The sequence below is a fragment of the Amycolatopsis sp. cmx-4-61 genome (assembly GCF_046548775.1).
Taxonomy (GTDB): domain Bacteria; phylum Actinomycetota; class Actinomycetes; order Mycobacteriales; family Pseudonocardiaceae; genus Amycolatopsis.
This window is the reverse complement of record NZ_JAEBEI010000034.1, coordinates 1-17,988: the sequence shown is the minus strand read 5'-3', so window position 1 is coordinate 17,988 and position 17,988 is coordinate 1. Positions and strand designations below refer to the sequence as shown.

The 17,988-nt window shown below is 70.1% G+C and carries 20 protein-coding genes; 9 read left to right on the top strand and 11 right to left on the bottom strand.

Going from position 1 to position 17,988, the window contains the following annotated elements; translation table 11 throughout:
* Positions 1 to 27: 27 nt before the first annotated feature.
* From ACLJOU_RS45175 to ACLJOU_RS45160, 4 genes are all read left to right on the top strand, one after another.
* Complete coding sequence (locus ACLJOU_RS45175) at positions 28 to 948, top strand: ATP-binding cassette domain-containing protein (protein ID WP_410575458.1); 921 nt, start codon at positions 28 to 30, stop codon at positions 946 to 948.
* Entirely contained in the window at positions 945 to 1,733 is a 789-nt protein-coding gene (locus ACLJOU_RS45170) for an ABC transporter permease subunit (RefSeq protein ID WP_410575457.1), read from the top strand. Before ACLJOU_RS45175 ends, ACLJOU_RS45170 begins: the two co-directional genes overlap by 4 nt.
* Before the next feature lie 398 nt (positions 1,734 to 2,131).
* Positions 2,132 to 2,599 (top strand): peptide-methionine (R)-S-oxide reductase MsrB, encoded by a 468-nt coding sequence (msrB, locus tag ACLJOU_RS45165; protein ID WP_410575456.1) that lies wholly within the window; start codon positions 2,132 to 2,134, stop codon positions 2,597 to 2,599.
* Between the two features lie 54 nt (positions 2,600 to 2,653).
* The gene (locus ACLJOU_RS45160) at positions 2,654 to 3,256 is read left to right on the top strand and encodes an MOSC domain-containing protein (protein ID WP_410575455.1); all 603 of its coding nucleotides are present in this window, start codon (positions 2,654 to 2,656) and stop codon (positions 3,254 to 3,256) included.
* On the opposite strand, the gene ACLJOU_RS45155 is transcribed toward ACLJOU_RS45160, so the two are convergent.
* Complete coding sequence (locus tag ACLJOU_RS45155; RefSeq protein ID WP_410575454.1) at positions 3,249 to 3,413, bottom strand: hypothetical protein; 165 nt, start codon at positions 3,411 to 3,413, stop codon at positions 3,249 to 3,251. The genes ACLJOU_RS45160 and ACLJOU_RS45155 overlap by 8 nt on opposite strands.
* A 54-nt stretch (positions 3,414 to 3,467) precedes the next feature.
* Entirely contained in the window at positions 3,468 to 4,265 is a 798-nt protein-coding gene (locus ACLJOU_RS45150; RefSeq protein ID WP_410575453.1) for a TetR/AcrR family transcriptional regulator, read from the bottom strand.
* 124 nt (positions 4,266 to 4,389) lie between these two features.
* Here ACLJOU_RS45150 and ACLJOU_RS45145 point away from each other — a divergent pair, with 124 nt between their 5' ends.
* Positions 4,390 to 4,851 carry a nuclear transport factor 2 family protein gene (locus tag ACLJOU_RS45145; RefSeq protein ID WP_410575452.1) on the top strand — a complete coding sequence of 154 codons (462 nt, stop codon included), beginning with the start codon at positions 4,390 to 4,392 and terminating at the stop codon, positions 4,849 to 4,851.
* Positions 4,852 to 4,924: 73 nt separating this feature from the next.
* Positions 4,925 to 6,382 carry an MDR family MFS transporter gene (locus ACLJOU_RS45140; protein ID WP_410575451.1) on the top strand — a complete coding sequence of 486 codons (1,458 nt, stop codon included), beginning with the start codon at positions 4,925 to 4,927 and terminating at the stop codon, positions 6,380 to 6,382.
* A 464-nt stretch (positions 6,383 to 6,846) separates the two neighbouring features.
* Here ACLJOU_RS45140 and ACLJOU_RS45135 read toward each other — a convergent pair whose 3' ends face one another.
* The 3 genes from ACLJOU_RS45135 to ACLJOU_RS45125 form a co-directional block, all read right to left on the bottom strand.
* The gene (locus ACLJOU_RS45135; RefSeq protein WP_410575450.1) at positions 6,847 to 7,248 is read right to left on the bottom strand and encodes a hypothetical protein; all 402 of its coding nucleotides are present in this window, start codon (positions 7,246 to 7,248) and stop codon (positions 6,847 to 6,849) included.
* Positions 7,249 to 7,428: 180 nt separating this feature from the next.
* Positions 7,429 to 7,980, bottom strand: a complete 552-nt coding sequence (locus ACLJOU_RS45130) for a WHG domain-containing protein (RefSeq protein WP_410575449.1) — start codon at positions 7,978 to 7,980, stop codon at positions 7,429 to 7,431.
* A 28-nt stretch (positions 7,981 to 8,008) separates the two neighbouring features.
* Positions 8,009 to 8,845 (bottom strand): alpha/beta fold hydrolase, encoded by an 837-nt coding sequence (locus ACLJOU_RS45125; RefSeq protein WP_410575448.1) that lies wholly within the window; start codon positions 8,843 to 8,845, stop codon positions 8,009 to 8,011.
* A gap of 745 nt (positions 8,846 to 9,590) precedes the next feature.
* Between ACLJOU_RS45125 and ACLJOU_RS45120 the strand changes: the two genes are divergently transcribed.
* Positions 9,591 to 10,685, top strand: a complete 1,095-nt coding sequence (locus ACLJOU_RS45120; RefSeq protein ID WP_410575447.1) for a putative glycoside hydrolase — start codon at positions 9,591 to 9,593, stop codon at positions 10,683 to 10,685.
* 256 nt (positions 10,686 to 10,941) lie between these two features.
* On the opposite strand, the gene ACLJOU_RS45115 is transcribed toward ACLJOU_RS45120, so the two are convergent.
* From ACLJOU_RS45115 to ACLJOU_RS45100, 4 genes are all read right to left on the bottom strand, one after another.
* The gene (locus tag ACLJOU_RS45115; protein ID WP_410575446.1) at positions 10,942 to 13,224 is read right to left on the bottom strand and encodes an FtsX-like permease family protein; all 2,283 of its coding nucleotides are present in this window, start codon (positions 13,222 to 13,224) and stop codon (positions 10,942 to 10,944) included.
* Positions 13,221 to 13,904 carry an ABC transporter ATP-binding protein gene (locus ACLJOU_RS45110; protein WP_410575445.1) on the bottom strand — a complete coding sequence of 228 codons (684 nt, stop codon included), beginning with the start codon at positions 13,902 to 13,904 and terminating at the stop codon, positions 13,221 to 13,223. Before ACLJOU_RS45110 ends, ACLJOU_RS45115 begins: the two co-directional genes overlap by 4 nt.
* Positions 13,904 to 14,425, bottom strand: a complete 522-nt coding sequence (locus tag ACLJOU_RS45105; RefSeq protein WP_410575444.1) for a PadR family transcriptional regulator — start codon at positions 14,423 to 14,425, stop codon at positions 13,904 to 13,906. Before ACLJOU_RS45105 ends, ACLJOU_RS45110 begins: the two co-directional genes overlap by 1 nt.
* 228 nt (positions 14,426 to 14,653) lie before the next feature.
* Positions 14,654 to 14,911 (bottom strand): hypothetical protein, encoded by a 258-nt coding sequence (locus ACLJOU_RS45100; RefSeq protein ID WP_410575443.1) that lies wholly within the window; start codon positions 14,909 to 14,911, stop codon positions 14,654 to 14,656.
* Positions 14,912 to 15,122: 211 nt separating this feature from the next.
* Between ACLJOU_RS45100 and ACLJOU_RS45095 the strand changes: the two genes are divergently transcribed.
* Positions 15,123 to 15,578: an Imm7 family immunity protein gene (locus tag ACLJOU_RS45095; RefSeq protein ID WP_410575442.1), complete on the top strand. Its 456-nt coding sequence runs from the start codon at positions 15,123 to 15,125 to the stop codon at positions 15,576 to 15,578.
* A gap of 73 nt (positions 15,579 to 15,651) precedes the next feature.
* Here ACLJOU_RS45095 and ACLJOU_RS45090 read toward each other — a convergent pair whose 3' ends face one another.
* Complete coding sequence (locus ACLJOU_RS45090; protein ID WP_410575441.1) at positions 15,652 to 15,969, bottom strand: hypothetical protein; 318 nt, start codon at positions 15,967 to 15,969, stop codon at positions 15,652 to 15,654.
* Between the two features lie 393 nt (positions 15,970 to 16,362).
* The gene (locus tag ACLJOU_RS45085) at positions 16,363 to 17,076 is read right to left on the bottom strand and encodes a hypothetical protein (RefSeq protein WP_410575440.1); all 714 of its coding nucleotides are present in this window, start codon (positions 17,074 to 17,076) and stop codon (positions 16,363 to 16,365) included.
* A 157-nt stretch (positions 17,077 to 17,233) separates the two neighbouring features.
* Here ACLJOU_RS45085 and ACLJOU_RS45080 point away from each other — a divergent pair, with 157 nt between their 5' ends.
* Positions 17,234 to 17,719, top strand: a complete 486-nt coding sequence (locus ACLJOU_RS45080) for a hypothetical protein (protein WP_410575439.1) — start codon at positions 17,234 to 17,236, stop codon at positions 17,717 to 17,719.
* The last annotated feature ends 269 nt before the right edge of the window (positions 17,720 to 17,988 follow it).

The window sequence follows — 17,988 nt, the reverse complement described above, 5'->3', positions numbered from 1 at the left end:
GACCGGCAGCACGAACCAGGAGGACCGATGATCGAAGCCGACGAACTGACCAAGAGCTACGGCCGGCGTAAAGCCGTCGACCACCTGACCTTCCGCGTCCGACCCGGCCGCGTGACCGGGTTCCTCGGGCCCAACGGAGCCGGCAAGTCGACCACCATCCGGCTGATCCTCGGCCTGGACGCGCCGACCGGCGGCCGGGTCCTGGTCGACGGCCGGCCGTACCGGACGCTCGACCGGCCACTGCGGCAGGTCGGCGCCCTGCTCGACGCCACCGCCGTCCACGGCGGCCGCCGCGCGCGAGACCACCTCCGCTGGCTCGCCCAGACCAACGACATCCCCGCCGGCCGCGTCGGCGAAGTGCTCCGGATCACCGGGCTCGCCGACGTCGGGCACCGGCGGGTGAAGAGCTTCTCACTCGGGATGAAACAACGGCTGGGCATCGCCGCGGCACTGCTCGGCGACCCCGGGATCCTCATCTTCGACGAACCCGTCAACGGCCTCGACCCCGACGGCGTGCACTGGATCCGCGGTCTCGTCCGGTCGCTGGCCGCCGAAGGCCGCACCGTGCTGATCTCCAGCCACCTGATCAGCGAACTCCAGCTGACCGCCGACCACGTCCTGATCCTCGGCCGGGGCCGGCTGCTGTCGGACTCCGGCATGGCCGAACTGGTCCGGTCCGGGGGCGGTGACGTGCTCGTCCGGACGGCGGTGGACACGCCGCTCGCGTCGTTGCTCACCGGCCGCGGGGCCACCGTCACCGCCGAGGCGGACCACGGCCTCGCCGTCGCCGGGCTCACCCCGGGCGACATCGCCGCCATCGCCGCCGCACACCGCATCCCGCTGCTCGAACTGACTCCGCGCGCCCCCTCGCTCGAGGACGTCTTCCGCCGGATCACCGATCCCGAGCGGCAATACCGCACCCAAGCCCCGCGAGAGGACGCCCGATGAGCCCGTTCCCGCCCGGCCGCGGCCCGGTGGCCGCCGAGTGGACGAAACTCCGCTCACTGCGCTCGACGCCCTTGCTCCTGGCCGTCGCCGCCGCCGCGACGCTGTCGCTCGCCGTGTTCCAAGCGCGCTCCGCGGTCCGCGGCTGGGACACCTGGGGACCACGGGCACGCGCGGAGTTCGACCCCGTGTTCGGGACCTTCACCGGCTTCCAGCTGGCCCAGTTCGCCTTCGGCCTGCTCGGTGTCCTCGCCGTCACCGCGGAATACGGCACGGGCACGATCCGCGCCACCTTCGCCGCCACCCCTCGGCGCGGCCGGGTCGTGGCCGCCAAGCTGTTCGTCATCGGCGCAATCGCGTTCGCGGCCGGGGAACTGCTCGCCTTCCTCACCTTCGGCGCCGGGCAGGCCGCCCTGGCCGGCAAGCATCTCGACGTCGGCCTCGGCGACCCGAACGTCCTGCGCGCCGTTCTGGGTCAAGGGTTCTACGTCTTCACCGTCGCCCTGCTCGGTGCCGCGATCGGCATGATTGTCCGGCACACGGCCGGAGCGACCGCTCTCACCGCCGGGCTGCTGTTCCTCGCCGTCACGCTGCTCAAGGCCGTCTCCGCCGACGGCTCCACCGCCCTCTCCCGCTGGGCACCCGGCGTCGCCGCGGAAGGCCTGACCTGGACCACCTTCCACGACCCCGAATGGCCGTCGGCGAGCTTCGCGGCACTGGTCTGCCTGACCTACCTGACCGTCACGATCACGGCCGCGGCGGCGTGCGTCACCCGCCGCGACGTCTGAGCGCCCGGCGTCGTACCGCGGTACTACACGGCGTCCCGGATCAGCTCCCGCGGTACCACGGTGGTCCCGGTTTCCCCGCCTACCGTTGCGGACAGTCGATGCCGAGGGGCCGATTTCGCCCTGGTCTGCGTATTCCCGCCGCCACTCCGGGAGTTGCTTGATGCTCACTGAGCCGCGCGGCTTGACTGCGGAGCTACCCGCCGAGCGAGCCGGCCTGCGGTCAGACGGCTGCTACAAGTGTGGCCCTGCTCTCAAACCTTAAGAAAGAAGAACGCGCCCGCGTCGACCGGCCGCCCAGCGGAATAGCGCGGGTACGCCGCGCGTCTGCACATCTGCACGTCCAGGTGCGTTTCACCTGGTGCCCCAGCTTCGCGCCGCAAGGCGGGGAAGGGAGAGCTGTGCCTCAGCAGGCCAAGTACCACAAGAGTCCGGAAGCCGTGTCCCAGCTGGATCCAGAGCAGTACCGCGTGACCCAGCAGGACGGCACGGAACGTCCGTTCGCGAACGCGTACTGGGACAACCACGAGCCGGGCATCTACGTCGACGTCGTGTCCGGCGAGCCGCTGTTCGCCTCGGTCGACAAGTACGACAGCCGGTCCGGGTGGCCGAGCTTCACCAAGCCGATCGTCAAGTCGAACGTCGTCGAGCGGGAAGACTTCAGCCACGGCATGATCCGGGCAGAGGTCCGCTCACTGCACGGGGACAGCCACCTCGGCCACGTCTTCGACGACGGCCCGCTCGACAAGGGCGGAATGCGCTACTGCATCAACTCCGCGTCGCTGCGGTTCATCCACCTCGACGACCTGGAAGACGCGGGCTACGGCAACTACCGCATCCTGTTCACCAGCGACACCGAAGGCCAGTGAGGACGCCGGCGCGCGAACTCGGAGTTCGCGCGCCGGCCCGATCGAGGAGAACCCATGCCGACCCGGCCCGACACGATCTCGGCCCCGGTACAGATCGTGGCGCTGCTGGTCTCCTCCGCACACGCCTTCGAAGGCCGTCCCGCGGACGGCCCGCGGCCCGGCCCGGAACCCGTCGAGCGCGACGAGGTGACCGTGCGCGCCGGGCTCGGGCTCGTCGGTGATCGGTACTTCAACCAGCCAGCCCACCGCCGAGCCGCTGTCACCCTCTTCGCCGCCGAATCACTCGACGTTCTGGCGCAGGACCTCGGCCTCACCGCGGTGCCGGGCCCGCACCTGCCGCGACGCAACATCGTCGTGCGCGGGTTTCCCGTCGACGAGCTGGCCGCACCGCGTAGCGGGACCGGAGCCGTCTTCGGCCTCGACTCCGGGACGGGCGAGGTCCGGTTCCAGGCCTACCGCCCGGCCTACCCGTGCGCCTGGATGGACGTGGCGCTGGCGCCCGGCGCATTCCGCGCTCTCCGCGGACACGGCGGCGTGCGCTGCGCCCCTCTCGATGACGGAATCCTGCGAGTCGGTCCCGCGACCCTCACAGTGATGCGCTCCCCCGCGGCAGGCACCACCCGACCCGGTGGGACCGGCACTTCCAGGACTACCTGACCTTGGCCGACGTGTACCGGTTCCCAACGCAGCAGTAGTGGTTCGACAGCTTGCCTCTTTCGACGGTTCGTGGGCTGATCTTGTAGTCGCTCGCTTTGAACACGTCGTCGGTGCGGCTGACGTAGGTGATGTAGCCGTCGGTGTCGCGTCTCGCCACGTCGCCCGTGTGGTAACAGCCGCACGCACCCCGGCCGCACCGGCACCCCGGCGGTCAACCCGTCTTCGCCCGGCTGCGGTGGGCGCGCTGGCGGCAGGTGGCCCCGCAGTACCGGGCCGGTCGCCCGGTACCGCCGGCCTCGATGGGCGTCCCGCACACCGTGCACCGGGGGCCGCCGGCCGGTTCCGCCGTTTCGTTACGCGGCTCGGCCACCGGTCGAGTTTCGTGACGTCCGGCCGGCAGCACCGTCAGTTTCGTGACATCGGGCGCCGGCACCGGGGCCCGGCCGTCGTCCGGGCGCAACGCGCCGGCGATCAGCGCGACCATCCGCCAGGAGAAGCCGTGCTGGCTGCGGGCCACCATCACCGAAGCGACCACCAGCATGCGGACCTCGGCCACGTCCAGGTCGGCGCGCACCCGGCCGGCCGCCTTGGCCCGGGCCAGCAGCGCGCCCAGCGCGGCCTCGAACGACCGGTCGGCGTCGCGGTCGGGCAGCAGCTCCGCCGCGCCTTGGGGGTCGAACGCCTCGCACAACGCCTTGTTGATCACCGTCTGGTCGACCATCAGGTAGAAGAACCGGAAGAACGCGTCGCCGGCGTCCTCGGCGCCGGCCAGCGCGTTGGCCTCCTCGGCCAGCTGCCGCAGGCCGGAGTCGACGACCGTGCGGAACAGCTCCTCCCGGGCCGGGAAGTGCCGGTACACCGTGCCCACCCCGACGCCGGCCCGCCGCGCGATCTCGTCGAAAGACACCGCGACACCTTGCGCGGCGAGCAGATCCGCCGCGGCCTCCAGCAGGCGCGCGCGGTTGCGCCGCGCGTCGGCCCGCTTCGGGTCCGCTGCCACCTTGCCCATGAGCACACCACCTCACCCGGCCGGGTTGACATCCGGAGAGACTTCTCCATATCGTACCAACCGGAGGACATCTTCCAGTTAATTGCAGACTACCACCGGCGGCTCAGCCATTCAGGAGAGTTTCGTGACCGAGGCAAGTGAGAAGACCGTGGCGACCACCTGCGAAGTGATCGAGGTGCTGCGCGAGGCCATGGAGACCGGCGACGACAGCCGGTTCATCGCCCAGTTCGCCGAAGACGCCGTCTACGAGACGCCGTTCGTCCTCGAGGGGCAGCCGTCGCGGCTGGAGGGCTTCGAAACCATCAGCAAGGTGCTCGGCGCCGAGCACCCGGTGAAGAACCTGCTCGAGTTCCAAAAGGTCTCGGTGCAGGTCTACCCGGGTGCCGACCACGAGCTGGCGACCGCGCAGTTCACCATCGAGGGCAAGGTCGTCGCCGGCGGCGACCCGTTCGTCCTGCCGTCTTCGGTCGGGATCATCCGGGTCCGCCGCGGCAAGATCGTGCACTACACGGACTACACCAACATCCTGCGCGGGGCGCAGATCGCCGGCGTGCTCGAGCAGTTCGCCGAGTCGCTCATGCCGTAACCCGCCGAAGGTCTGTCCAGCAGGGCGGCGCGAGGGGGCGTTCCCGCCCGCCAAAAGGGAGTTCCGCCACCACATGACGAAGAACAAACCCGATCGGCTCGACCCCGCGCTGCGGAAGCTGATCGCGATCCTCATGATCGGCGCGATGGCGCCCCTGCTGGACACGACCATCGTCAACGTCGCGCTGAACACGCTGGCGCACGACCTGACGACGACGGTGTCCACCGTCCAGTGGATCACCACCGGTTACCTGCTCGCCATGGGCATGGCGATCCCGCTCGCGGGCTGGGCCGTCATCCGGATCGGCGGCAAGCGAGCCTGGCTGGTTTCGCTGGCTCTGTTCCTGGTCAGTTCCGCGCTCGCGGGCGCGGCCTGGGACATCAGCAGCCTGATCGCCTTCCGCGTCCTGCAGGGCGTCGCCAGCGGCGTGATGATCCCGGTGCTGCAGACCCTCGTCGTGCAGGCCGCGGGCGGCAGGCAGATGGGCAGGCTGATGGCGGCGGTCAGCATGCCCGCCGTCATCGCGCCCATCGTCGGCCCGGTGCTCGGCGGCCTGATCGTCGGCACCACGAGCTGGCGGTGGATCTTCCTGATCAACATCCCGATCTGCCTGGTCGGGCTGGTCCTCGCCGGGCGCGGCCTCGACGACACCGGCCTCGACGACACCGGGCAGCGCAGCAACGTCCGCCTGGACGTGCTCGGGCTCGTCCTGCTGTCCCCCGGGCTCGCGGCGGTCCTCTACTCCCTCTCGCGCTTCAGCACCCTGCACAGCCTCGAGCCGGCCGTGACCGTGCCGCTCGTGCTCGGGCTGGTGCTGCTGGCCGCCTTCGTCACGCACGCGCTGCGCACCAGCCGTCAGCCGATCATCGACATCAGGCCGCTCGCGGTGCGGTCCTTCGGTGCTGCGTCCGCGCTGATGTTCCTGTCCGGCCTGACCTTGTTCGGCGCCACCCTGCTGGTGCCGCTCTACCTCCAGCAGGTGCGGGGCCTTTCGGCGCTGCAGGCCGGGCTGCTGCTGGTCCCCCAGGGCATCGGCGCGCTGCTGGCGCGGCGGTCCGTCGGCGGTCTCACCGACCGGATCGGGCCGCGGCCCGTGGTGCTCGCCGGCGTCGTGCTGGCCACGTTGCCCGTCGCCGTCTTCACGCAGTTCGGCGCGCACACCAACCTAGTGGTCATCGGCGCCTGCCTGCTGGTGTTCGGGGCGGGCGTGAGCGCCGCCAGCATCGGCGTCCTGGCGGCGGCCTTCGCAGGCCTGCAACCCGCGCAGATCCCCGACGCGAGCGGGACCACCCGGATCCTGCTCCAGATCGGTGGCTCGTTCGGCACCTCGGTGATCGCGCTGCTGCTGGCCCGCCAGACCGCGGCGCACCCGGGCGCGCCGGACCTCGCGTTCGCCGGGACCTTCTGGTGGACGGCGGCGTTCGTCGTCCTGGCCGTGGCGCCCGCCCTGCTCCTCCCCCGCCGCAAGCGCACGCCGCCGGAAGAGGTCGCCGGCGACCCGGCGATCAAGGGGGCCGCCGACGCCGGGTGACGACGGCCCCGCGGTGCGGTTCCGTCCTCGACGATCCGCACCGCGCCCGAAGGGCAGAGGATCCCGACTTCGCGCACGTCGCCCGCCGAAGAGCTGCTGCGCTTCGCGCAGCTACGGACCCCGCCGGTCCACACTGCCGGACCTGGCCTGGACCGCCGGGACCCGCCGGCGGATCGAAGAATGCTTCCAGCAGGCCGACAACGAAACCGACTCGATCAGTATCAGGTCCGGTCGTGGCGGGCATGGCATGCCCACATCACCCTGTCGATGCTCGCCCATGCCTGGCTCGCAGTGTCTCGATCCCTTGCGGTAAAGGGAGAACCGGTCCCGGCGAGCCGGGCATGATCAGTTCACGCCACCGGAGATCCGGCGCCTGCTCACCAAGCTCATACTGCGTGTCACCGACGCCGCCGACCACATCTGGACTTGGTCTCGCTTCCGGCGCCGACGCGGTGGCCACGTCCTCAATGCTGGGTGGCGCGCTGGCCGCGGCCTGTCCTGATGAGGGAGCGCCAGCGGGATTGTTCGGTACCGACGACCACGACGCACAGTGCTGTGACCACGAGAGCGACCCACCATGGCCAGATCGCCCATGCGGCCGCTGTGGCAGCGACCAGGTGCGCCAGGACCGAAAGGATCGTGACAATGCCCGGGGCCGCGATCAGGCCGTCGCCGCCTGGGCGGTCGCCCGGGGTTGCGAAGATGGCGGGTGGACCGATCAGGAGAACGACCGCTGCGATGGCCGCAGGGATCGAATGTGGCCACAACGCCACGGGGGCGGCGACCCAGGCGATGAGTTCGGCCAGGAAGCGAAGCCCGCCGCGGATGGCGTCGTGGCCGGGAGCGGGGATGGTGCCGTGGGTCATGGTCGAAGTCCAATTTTCGGTTCAAGCAGAACGAACAGCGGCGCTCGGGGACGCCGACGGATCGCCGGCTGTGTCGTAAGGGTGGCCGTCGGGCGAGGCTCCCGTGGATGCATATATGCGCAGGAACGGGATCGAGGCGGGCATCTTTCTCTCTTCAGCGGGCGATCATCTCCGAGGTCGTCAGCGGGCGGGCGGTGGATCGTGCCGGTGGATCATGAGGCCGTGATCGATGAAGTCGAGCAACCAGGTGAAGCTGTCATCGACATCGGCGTCGATCTTGAAACCACCGCCGGCTTGCAAGGTCGCGAATCCGTGCAGGGTGCTGCGGAGCATCCGCAGGGCGTGGATCTCCTGGTCCGGATCCAGCCGGTATCCGTGCAGCATGGCCGCCCAGGAGGCGAGCACCCGCTGGACGGCCGGGATGAGCGGGTCGTCCGGCCCGTGGACGCGCGCCACGTTGCCGGCCGCGTACCGGCCCGGATGGTCCAGCACGTACGTTCGCATCGCGTGCGCACCGGCGACCAGGGCGTCCCGGCCGCTTCGACCCTGAATAGCGTCGCGGATGGCATCGGCGAACTCGTTCAGAGCCAGGACGGCGATCCGATGGGTGAGGTCGGCCTGGTTGGTGACGTGCTTGTAGAGAGAGGGCGTCTTGACCCCGAGTCGTTCGGCGAGCAGACCCATGCTGAGCCCGGAGAAGCCGACCTCGTCGGCCAGGGCGGCGCCGGCCACGGTGACCGAGGCCGCGTCGAGGCCGGCCCTAGGCATGGGTCAGGGTCCTGGCGAGGAAGGGCAGGGCCAGTGCGAGGACCTCGTCCGGGGTCTGGGCGTGCGGGTAGTGGCCGGCGCCCTCGATGACGGCGAACTCGCCGAGGCCGGCCGGCAGGTCGGCGATGATCTTCTCGGCCTCGGCGCGGGGGTCGGCCCAGTCGGGATCGAGGCTGCCTTCAATGATCAAGACGGGGCACCGGACGTGGGGCAACTGCGCGCCGGCGTCGGCCGGTGAGGTCTTGCACATGGCTTGCAGGGCCGCCATCCGGCCCGGTTCGCTCAGCTTGGTCTCGATCCGGCTCAGTTCGGCGTCCCAGTCGGCGGGTTTGCTCGGGTACGCCAGGTCGAGGTACTTCTTCCACGCCGAGAGGCTTCCCAGGGCCGTGGTCAGGCCCAGCTGGGTGGACCCGGCCCGGTACCGCTTCACCCGGACCAGCCCGCTCAAGCTGGCCGACTGCTTCCGGGTGAACGGGGCCAATTCGATGAGCCCGGCGATCAGATCGGGTGCCGTGGCGGCGGCGATCGTCGCGGCGCCGCCGCTGATCGACTGGCCCATGATCACGGCCGGACCACCGAGGTGACGCACGACGGCGATCAGGTCACCGGCGATGTCAGTGCGGCTGTAGCCGTCCCACGCCGGATCGGAGTCCCCGGTGCCGCGGACGTCGACGTTGGCGACCTGGTAGCCGGCGGCTACCAGCGCCGGGCAGATGAACCGGTAGGAGTGGCGGCTGTCACCCATTCCGTTCGCGAGCACCACCAGGGGTCCCTCGCCGCTCACGTCGTAGGCGATGGCCTTCCCGGCAATTCTCAGGTACTCGGTCATGATGACCTCCGCTAGCTAACGATGTTTCCAGTTAAGCTAGTGTCATTAGCTTAGGTTGTCAACGAGATGCCCGTGCAACCGGCTCGCCGTCGCAGAGCTCCAGCCCGGCGAGACGTGCCCGACCTCGGCTCTGGCGGCGGGCTGGACGTCCTGCTCGCCGCCCGCCGCGTCGGACCGAGCGGGCGGGCGATCGGCCTCGACATTATCGCGCTGAGCAAACCGATGAGCGCGACGACAATAACCGGCTTAGCCCAAGGGCCAAGCAACTCCTTTACGATTCGGCGAAAGAACGACACTGCGGCGACGAGGCAATGACAACCAGCCCAGGTGAGTCCTACCCAGAACAATAGTCCGTCGTTTGTCGAGCAGTGGGCGGCAGCACGAATTCGATGCGAGGCGAGGAATGCCGCCTCTCGGCGGAACGGCTACGCCGCTTCCCGGTCAGTGGGCAGCAACCGACAAGCCATTCACCGGCAACGCCCGGAGATTGTTTCGCCGACCATGCGAGGGCGGAGTCGGCGGTGGCAGGCTGCCGCGATCACTCGAAAGGTGACAGAAGCTTTGCCGCGGTCGCGGTTAGGCTGGCTTCGGCCGTCGTCCGACCGCTCTGCGAGGTGGCTGTATGTCGACTTTTGCTGGGCGTTTTGCGGGCCGGAGCGGCCTTGTGGCCCTCGTCATCGCGGCGACGCTGCTGGCATGGGTATGCCCAGCCGATAGTGCCGGTGCGACGGCAAGGCCGGGGCGGGTGTGCTCGTGGTGGTACGGCATCGGGGCGCCGCCGACGGCGGCGGACGTCCGGTTCGCGGCCAGGCACTACGAGGTCGTCGTGCTCAACGCCTGGGAGACCGCCGCGCTGCGGGAACTGCACCGGCTCAACCCGCGGATCAAGGTGCTGGTGTACAAGGATCTGTCCAGCACCCGTAACTATCCCGGCACGGTGGACGACGGCGTCGATGCCCACCGGCTGCCGACCGGCCTGGGGTACCAAGCGGTGCAGCGCACGCATCCCGAGTGGTTCGCGGTCGACACCGCCGGCCGGCGCATCGAGTGGGCGGACTACCCGCAGCACTGGCAGATGGCGGTGTGGTTCCCGGGCTATCAGCGCGCCTGGACGGCGGCGGTCACCGCCGAAGTTGTCGCCGAGGGCTGGGACGGGGTGCTGGCCGACAACGACTTCCACACGCTGCACTGGTACTCCGACGCCGTACTGGCTCACACCGCCGACCAGGCCGGCACGGACCGGCTCCTGCGCCGGGGCCTGCAGTCGCTGCTCAAGACCGCGGGGCCGGCGTTGCGGCGCGCGGGAAAGGTCCTGGTCCCCAACATCAGCGAGTCGCACCTGGCGGCGCAGCGGTGGCGCCGGCACAGCCGGTTCGGCGGCGGGATGGAGGAGAACTTCGCGCTGCGCACCGACAACGGACTGGTGACGTTCAAGGGCACGGAGTGGCGCGAAATGCGCGCGGGCGCGGCATCCGGCCGCCCGTGGCAGCTGCTGATGACCCGCAGCGCGGAAGAAGGGCAGCAACGGGTGGGGTACGCGGCCGCGGCGTTGCTGGCGGGCCGGCGGACGTGCTGGGCGACCTCGTCGACGGAGGACTACAGCCGGCCGGGCTGGTCGCGGTACCAGGACCTCCGGCTGGGCGTGCCGCGGACGGCGGCGGTGCGCGAGCGGTCCGGGGCGTGGACCCGGCGGTTCACCCGCGGGTGGGCGGCAGTCAACCCCACGAATGTTGCCGTGCGGGTGCGGGCGCCGATGGGGATGGTGACCGTCGACGGGCGCCGGGTGCGCGGCCTCGTCCGGATCCCGGCCTTCGACGGCCTCGTGCTCCTCGCGCGGTAGGCCCCCAGGCCGGCGCGGGGTCTGTCTCCCGTAGATGCCGGCAGATCGGGGAGGTCTTCCTCGACCGCCGGACGTCCCGGAAACACGGTGTCGACCTCGTCATGGATCCTTCGTTCGATGTCCGCCCGGCGCCCCAGCTCGTCGAACGCCGCGGACAGGGGAAGCCCACCGGCACCGTCCGGCGCGGACGGCGCCCGTGCCGGTACCGGTGGGCCCACTGCCACGAAGAGAGCCGTGAAGGCTCCTGCCGGCCGGCTCATTCCGAGCGCAGCGTGTCCAATCGGGTCACTTGGCGCAGCAACGGCATCGTCAGACCGGTCACCAGCAGGACCGCCGCCACCGTGGCGCCCGCCAGTGCGAGCAGCACCGGGAGGTCGATGATCATCGGCCGGTCTGCGAGCCGCAGTATCGGCGCGGTCAGCCCCAGCCCCGCCGCGACCGCCAGCGCCACGCCGACCACCACCGGGATCCCGGTCTGCCACAGCGCTCCGCGAGCCAGCACCCCGACCGGCACGCCGGCCGCCGACAGTGCCGCGAGCGGCCGCCGCCGTTCGCTGATCTGCTCGATCGACAGCATCAGCAGGCTCATCGCGGCCACCGCGAGCACGAACAGCGACGCGGTGATCAGCACCGAGCGGAAGCTCTCCACCATCTGCCGGTCGCGGGTGCGGAAATCGTCGAGGTAGTCGCTCTTGCCTGCCGAGGCGTTCCACGCGAGCGGGTTGATCGCCCTCGCGACGTCGTCGGTCAGCGCCTGCACGTCGCCGGTACCGGACACGTAGACCGCGACCGACGAGTCCGGAAGGGCGAGGCCGCCGAGCGCGCCGGGCGTGACCAGCAGGCTGTCGCCCGCCGCGTCGGCCGCCTGCACGACCTTGACTCCGGCCGGGACCGTCCACTCCAGACCGTTCACTTCCCCGCTGCGGGAGTAGCCCTGCAGCTGCAGCTTGCCGGCCGGCGCCGTGCCGCCCCGGGCCGGCACGAGGGAGAACACGTCGCCATCGGAGCAGGCGCCGATGTTCGCCCGCGCCCTGAGCGCCACGCAATCGCCGACGACGCCGTAGTCCCGCTCCTCTCCCGCCCGGAACGTCAGGTACCGGGCCGGGTGCATGCCGGTCACCCCGGGCACGGCCGACACCAGCCTGCCGACCTCGGCCTCGTGCGCGGCGGTGGTGTCGACCCGCACCGGGACGGCGGCCACGCCGTCCGGAGTGGCCTGCCGGTCGTCACCGCTCGCGAGCGAGGTGATCACGCCCTGGATCAGGATCGTGCCGGCCAGCACGACGACCAGGCCGGACACCACGCGGCTGGCGGTCCCGCTGTCCAGCTGCAGCCGCCGGATCGCGAGCTGCCACGACGGCGGACCGCCGTGCAGGCGCTCGACGAGCCGCTCGACCAGCCAGGGAAGCAGGGCCGCGACGCCCACGAGCAGGAACACGCTGCCCACCGAGAGCGCCAGCGCGACGGCCGTGTTGCCTTTCCCGCGGTCGAAAGCCAAGGTCGCGGCCAGGAACAGCACACCGATCGCGGTGAGCACCCAGCGCCACCACATCCGCCGGCGCACCGGCTTGCCCTGGCGGACCACGCCGAGCGGTTCCACGATCGTGCGGCGCAGCCCGAACAGCGCCGAGCCGACCGCCAGCCCGGGTACCAGCAGCACGATCACCGCGACGAGCGGCCAGGACGGAACGAGGTCCTCCGGGAATATCCGCAGGCCGAACGGCAGGATGCCGGCGACGAACGTGCGCAGCACGGCGAAGAACCCGATCCCGGCCGCGAGCCCGAGTGCGGCCCCGACCAGCGATTCGGCCGCCGCGACCCGTTTGACCTGCCGTGCGTCCAGGCCGATCAGCCGCAGCGCGGCGAGCCGCCGTTCCCGTTGCGCCGCACCCATCCGCGACGCGGTGGTCACGAAGATCAGCAACGGCAGCAGCAACACCGCCGCGATCGGCAGGATGACGGCCAGCATCGCCGCCGACAGCCCGAGCCCGGTGTAGGGCAGGCCGAACGCATAGACCTTGCGGCCGTCGGCCTCGGCCTCGATCTGCGCGGCCGGCACCCCGTAGTACGCGCTGAGGTCGCCCGCGCCGGCGACGCCTTCCCGCGAGATCAGGCCGACCACGTGCCCCGGCAGCTGCGCTTTCAGCGAACTGCCGCCCGGCGAGGCCAGCTTCGCGGCGAGCTCCGGCGACACGGCGAGCTCGCCCGGCGCGGGCACCCTGCTGAGCCCCGGCGGCACCGGCGAGTTCGCTCCGGTTGCCGTGACCGCGGTGATCTTGGCGAAGTCGTCGCCGGCCGAGGCGTACCAGTTGTAGACCAGCAGCGGGGCGACGCCCGCGCGAGGCTGGGTGACCTGCGCGATCGCCGCCTTGCGCTCGGCCTGCGCGCCGACCAGGTGCTGCACCGCGGCCGCGGACAGCAGCACGGTGACCGCGAGCGCGATCCCGAACGCGGTCATCGCGAGGCGCAGCAGCGCCGCGCCGGACATCCGGCCGCCCCCGACGGCCAGCCGGAGTCCCAGCGCCAGATCCCGCATCATGCGACCAGCTCCCGGTCGACCGTGCGCCCGTCGACCACCATGATCTCCCGATCCGAATAGGCCGCCACGCGCGGCTCGTGGGTCACCAGCACCACCGCGGCGTGCGTTTCCCGTGCCGCCTCGGTGAGCATCCGCATGACCTTTTCGCCGTTGAGCGAGTCGAGCGCGCCGGTCGGCTCGTCGGCGAAGACCACCTTCGGCCCGGTCACCAGCGCCCGCGCCACCGCGACCCGCTGCGCCTGCCCGCCGGACACGTCGCCGGGCCGCCGGTGCGCCAGGTCGTCGACCTCCAGCCGGGCGAGCCAGCCGGTCGCCTTGGCCTCGGCGGCCTTCCGCCTGCTCCCGGTCAGCCGCAGCGGGAGGGCGACGTTCTCGAGGCAGGACAGCTCGGGCACGAGCTGGCCGAACTGGAACACGAAACCGAAGTCGGTGCGCCGCAACGCACTGCGTCCCTTGTCGTCCATCCCGGCGAGGTCGGCGCCACGGTAGTCGATGGTGCCCGCGTCCGGCCGGAGGATGCCGGCGAGGCAGTGCAGCAACGTCGACTTCCCCGACCCGGACGAGCCCATGATCGCGAGCACCTCCCCCGCCGAGACGGACAGCGCCGCCCCGTCGAGCGCCCGCGTCGGCCCGAACGACTTGGACAGTCCCTTGCCGACGAGCAATGGCGTTCCGGTCATCAGCGCACCGCCTTCTCGAGTTCGCCGAGGCGCGCGGCGGTAAGTTCCAGCCACCGCAGGTCCGCCTCGAGGTGGAAGAGCGCGTGATCGCAGATCAGCTGATCGGCGAGGTCGCCCCCGTTCTTGCGTTTGGTGAGCGCCCGCATCACGTTGAGGTGCTCGCCGCGCTGGACGTCGAGCACGTCGGAGGCGCTGCGCCCGGACAGCAGCGCCAGCACCACCTTCGTGTAGAGCGTGTTCTGCAGGTACGGCTGCGGGCTTTCCGGAGTGCGCAGCCACGTCTCGACGTCCGTGACCCCCGCGTCGGTGATGGTGTAGCGCTTCCGGTCCGGTCCTTCGCCGCTCTCGACGCCCGCCACCTCGACCATGCCGTTGCGCAGCAGCCGTGACAACGTCGAATAGACCTGGCCGTAAGCAAGCGGGCGGTCCTGGCCGAACTGCTCGTCGTAGGCCCGTTTCAGGTCGTAGCCATGCCGCGGACCGGATTCGAGCAACGCGAGCAGGGTATGCGAAACCGACATGTTCCTGTCCCTCCTTGACCCGGAGTCCGGGCTCGGCGATCACTATACCGGAGGTGTATACCTCACGTGTATACCGCTGCGCTCTGCCGCGTCTCCGCAGGTCAGCAGGCGCCGGCTCGGCCAGCAGTCAAGACGCTCTTCGAGGACCACCGCAAGGCGCCGTTCCCGTGCCGGTGGCGGGTGTCGGCGTCCGCACATCGGCATGAGCGGACGTTCGGGAGCAGGTGGTCACGTCCGCAGGAACGTGTCCTTCACGGTGAGATTCGGCCAGGTTCGTACGACTGTCCGGCCGCTACATCCTCCTGCGTGGTACTCCACCAGGACGAGAGGCTCGTTGTTGTGGTTGTCCACCGTGAGACGGGTCGTTTGCTCGCGGTAGACGTCGACGATGATCCTTGACGCCTGTTTCCACCGGAGGCGGACACTGCGCTCGACCACGTCCCAGGAGACGTGGAGTTCCTCGGTCGCGGAGACGGGTATCCGCACCTCCCGCACCCACTTCTCACCGGACGCTTCCTCGGCTTGCGGGGGATACCGAACACGGAAAGCCAGGCCTCGTCATCGGCGACTGCGAACTCCTCGTAAGCAGGCTATCGACTTGCTCGGCGACCGCTTTTCGCGGCTACTTGACACTGGGCGGCAGGATCGGGTCCGGCCGATGTGCAGGCGGGCCCGCCTGACGTCCTAAACTCTTGCCATGTTCGAGTACCACGGGTGGATAACGCTTCGCCCGACTGCTGAAGCGCTTGACGACGAACCGCCACTCCGTCTCGGCGAGATCCAGGCTCTGGCTGAGGAGTTCACTGACTACGCACTGATGGATCTTCGGCCGATGAATGGCACGTACCACCTCCACCTCGGTGGGAACCCGAATCACCGCGGGCAGCATGGTGAAGCGGTAGTCGATTTGTTCGCCAAGGTCGGGCAGCTCGCCCCGGGGTCGTACGGGCTGCTGTACGTCCACGACGACGAAGACCCAGAGCACACGCTGGACTTCCGTGTCTTCCGGCTGGTCCGCGGCACGGTCACCGAGCACGCAGACCACTTTCTGTCACCGGTGATCCCCACGTTGGAAGATGAGGATATGAGCTGGCCCGACGACGACACGCCAGCTCATCATCAGCGCCGGGCAGGTAACCACAACCGCGCGTGATCATCGGCGCCGAGAATCCGGATGTCCCTGCCGTCCCTGTGGACCGAGCGCCTGGTTCATCCGGCCGCGCGGTTCAGGGACATTCGTTCGCAGTGGTCGACTCAGCGCAGATACAGCAAGCGAGATCGCGAAGCCGGCGGTAGTACGCGGCCTGCGTCGGATCGGTGAGCAACGGCAGCACGGTGTTGAGCTCTGCCAAGCAGGACGCGATTGCCGTGCGTCGCCACGCGTCGAGCCGACCGCCGCTGGACAACCATGAACTGACGCAACCCGCGGTGTAAGCATCGAGCAGGACCATGTCGATGCCGGCGATCTCAGCATCGCGTAAAGCAAGGGGGAAGGGTGCGTGCACGTGCGCATCCCACAGCCGTGCAACCTCGTCTGCCGCCACGCTCGCCTCCCCGTCGAAAATCCCACCCAACAGTACGTCACGCGCGCGGCCGCGGCTGACGCCCTCCGAAGAATTCGATCATGAGGGTGCCCGCGCTCGCGCCAGAACGTCAGTCCAGGCGCTGGCGTACTCGGCAGCCTGCGCCCTGTTCGTCCAGCCACTGCCGAGCTTCGGCTTCGTCGGGCAGCGAGGTGGCCAGCCGCCGACAGGCCGTCCAGCCGCCATAGGCGCAACCGCAAGCCGGCTACGGACTCGGTCTGCGGTACGGAGAGGATCACCGTCACCTCGTCCATCTGCACGATCGGCGCGGCCGGCCCCGATCGTAATCGACCGGGCGCGCTCAACGCGGCATGAGAATGCGTTGTATCGGGCGTGCTGTGCGCCGCGGGTGTGTCAGGAGCGGAGGGCGACCTGGATCTCGACTCGATGCCGGAGGTAGTCGTCGGGAGAGGTGCGGGCGATCTGCACGGCCTGGGTCACCAGGTCGTGCATCGTGTCGGGATACAGCCGCGGATCCAGCGGCAGGCCAGGCAGGATGCATCGACGCAGGTGAAGGTCGTCTTCAGTGATGAAGCGGCGTAGGGCGATGTGACGGTATCGGCGGCTTAGTTCGCTGAGCGCTTCCTGCGTGGTGACGCTGCTCGGTGCCGGGGTGTTGGAACCGCGTGGGTAACTGCGAGCACGGTGTGTCCAGTACCAGGCGCGCGCGGCGCCCGCGGCATCGGGAGCTGAGCCGGCGTCAAGGTAGGCGATGAGGGCGAGTTGGACACGACGGAGGCCGTATGCGGCGACGAGGGGTTCGACGAGTTGCCGGTTGAGGCTCGGGTCCGGTTCGTGGACTGCGGCCCGCAGTAGGGGTGCGAACCACTCCTCCGGCACCGGAGCGGCTTCTGACGCCTCCATAGCGTGGCGCGTGACGGCCTTGCCGATCTCTCGGCGGGCTCGGTGACGCCAGTTAGATTGGACGCCGGGCTCGTCGGCTGCCGGAGATTCGACACCGACGAAATCGAGCAGGCTTCGCAGCAGGGCCTCGTACGCAGCTGAGCGGTCGACGGTTCGGTCGGGCAACGGCTGGAGCAGTCTTGGCGTGTCGTCACTCGACGTCATGGGTGAGAGCTTATTGGGCGAACGTGGACCGCCAGCCGCTCATCGGCATGAGCGGGTGTCCCGACGGACGACCGGGCCGGAACCGGCCCGGACGAGACAGGCCGAGCGTTTCCGGCGCGCCAGGCAACCGCCGTGGCCTTCCCGGCGTGCTGGTGGCATGACGTCGTCGAGGTCCTGGCTGCCCGAGGCGGCCCTGCTGTGGCTTCCCCTCGTGGTGCTGGTCGGCGGGCTCGCCGTGGTGTGGACCGGCGTCGCCATGGCCGCGGACGTGCACCGGTCGGCGGGGCTCTTCCCGGGGCGGGTCGTCTCGACCGACGCCCGGGAGGCCTCGACCGCGTATGTCCGGTACACCGGGCCCGACGGGGTGACCAGGACGGAGGCCTTCGAGCACCATCAGGGGCGCGAGATCAAGTCGGGACGCGAGGTGCAGATCCGGGTGTGGCCGGGAGAGCGGCGCGCGGAGTTGGACCCCGGTGACAAGCACACTCCGGTCATCGTGGCCGGGAGCCTGCTGACCCTGATCGGCGCGGGCGCCACCCTGCTGCTGTTCATGTGGCACCACGGCGTGAGGCTGGATCTGAAGCTGGCGAAGTGGCGGGAACGGTTCGACGCGTGCTTGTGGTGGCTGTCTCGCTGGCGGTGAGCTCCCGCGAGCACGGCTGGTGTTGCGTGTCGCCGACGCCGCCGACCACATCCGGGCCCGCCGGCACCGCCGACGACAACACCAAACACCGCTCAGCCACTACAAACCGACGTGGCTACCCACTCACCTGACTGCCGTTGCCGTACTAGTGCCGCATCAAGCAACGTTGGGTAGGTAATCCGGTCGGCGGATCTTGGAGTTGACGGCGAAGTGGCGTTTGGGGTGGCTGTGGCGGTTGCGCCAGCGCAGGTAGCCGGCGATGGCGGCCT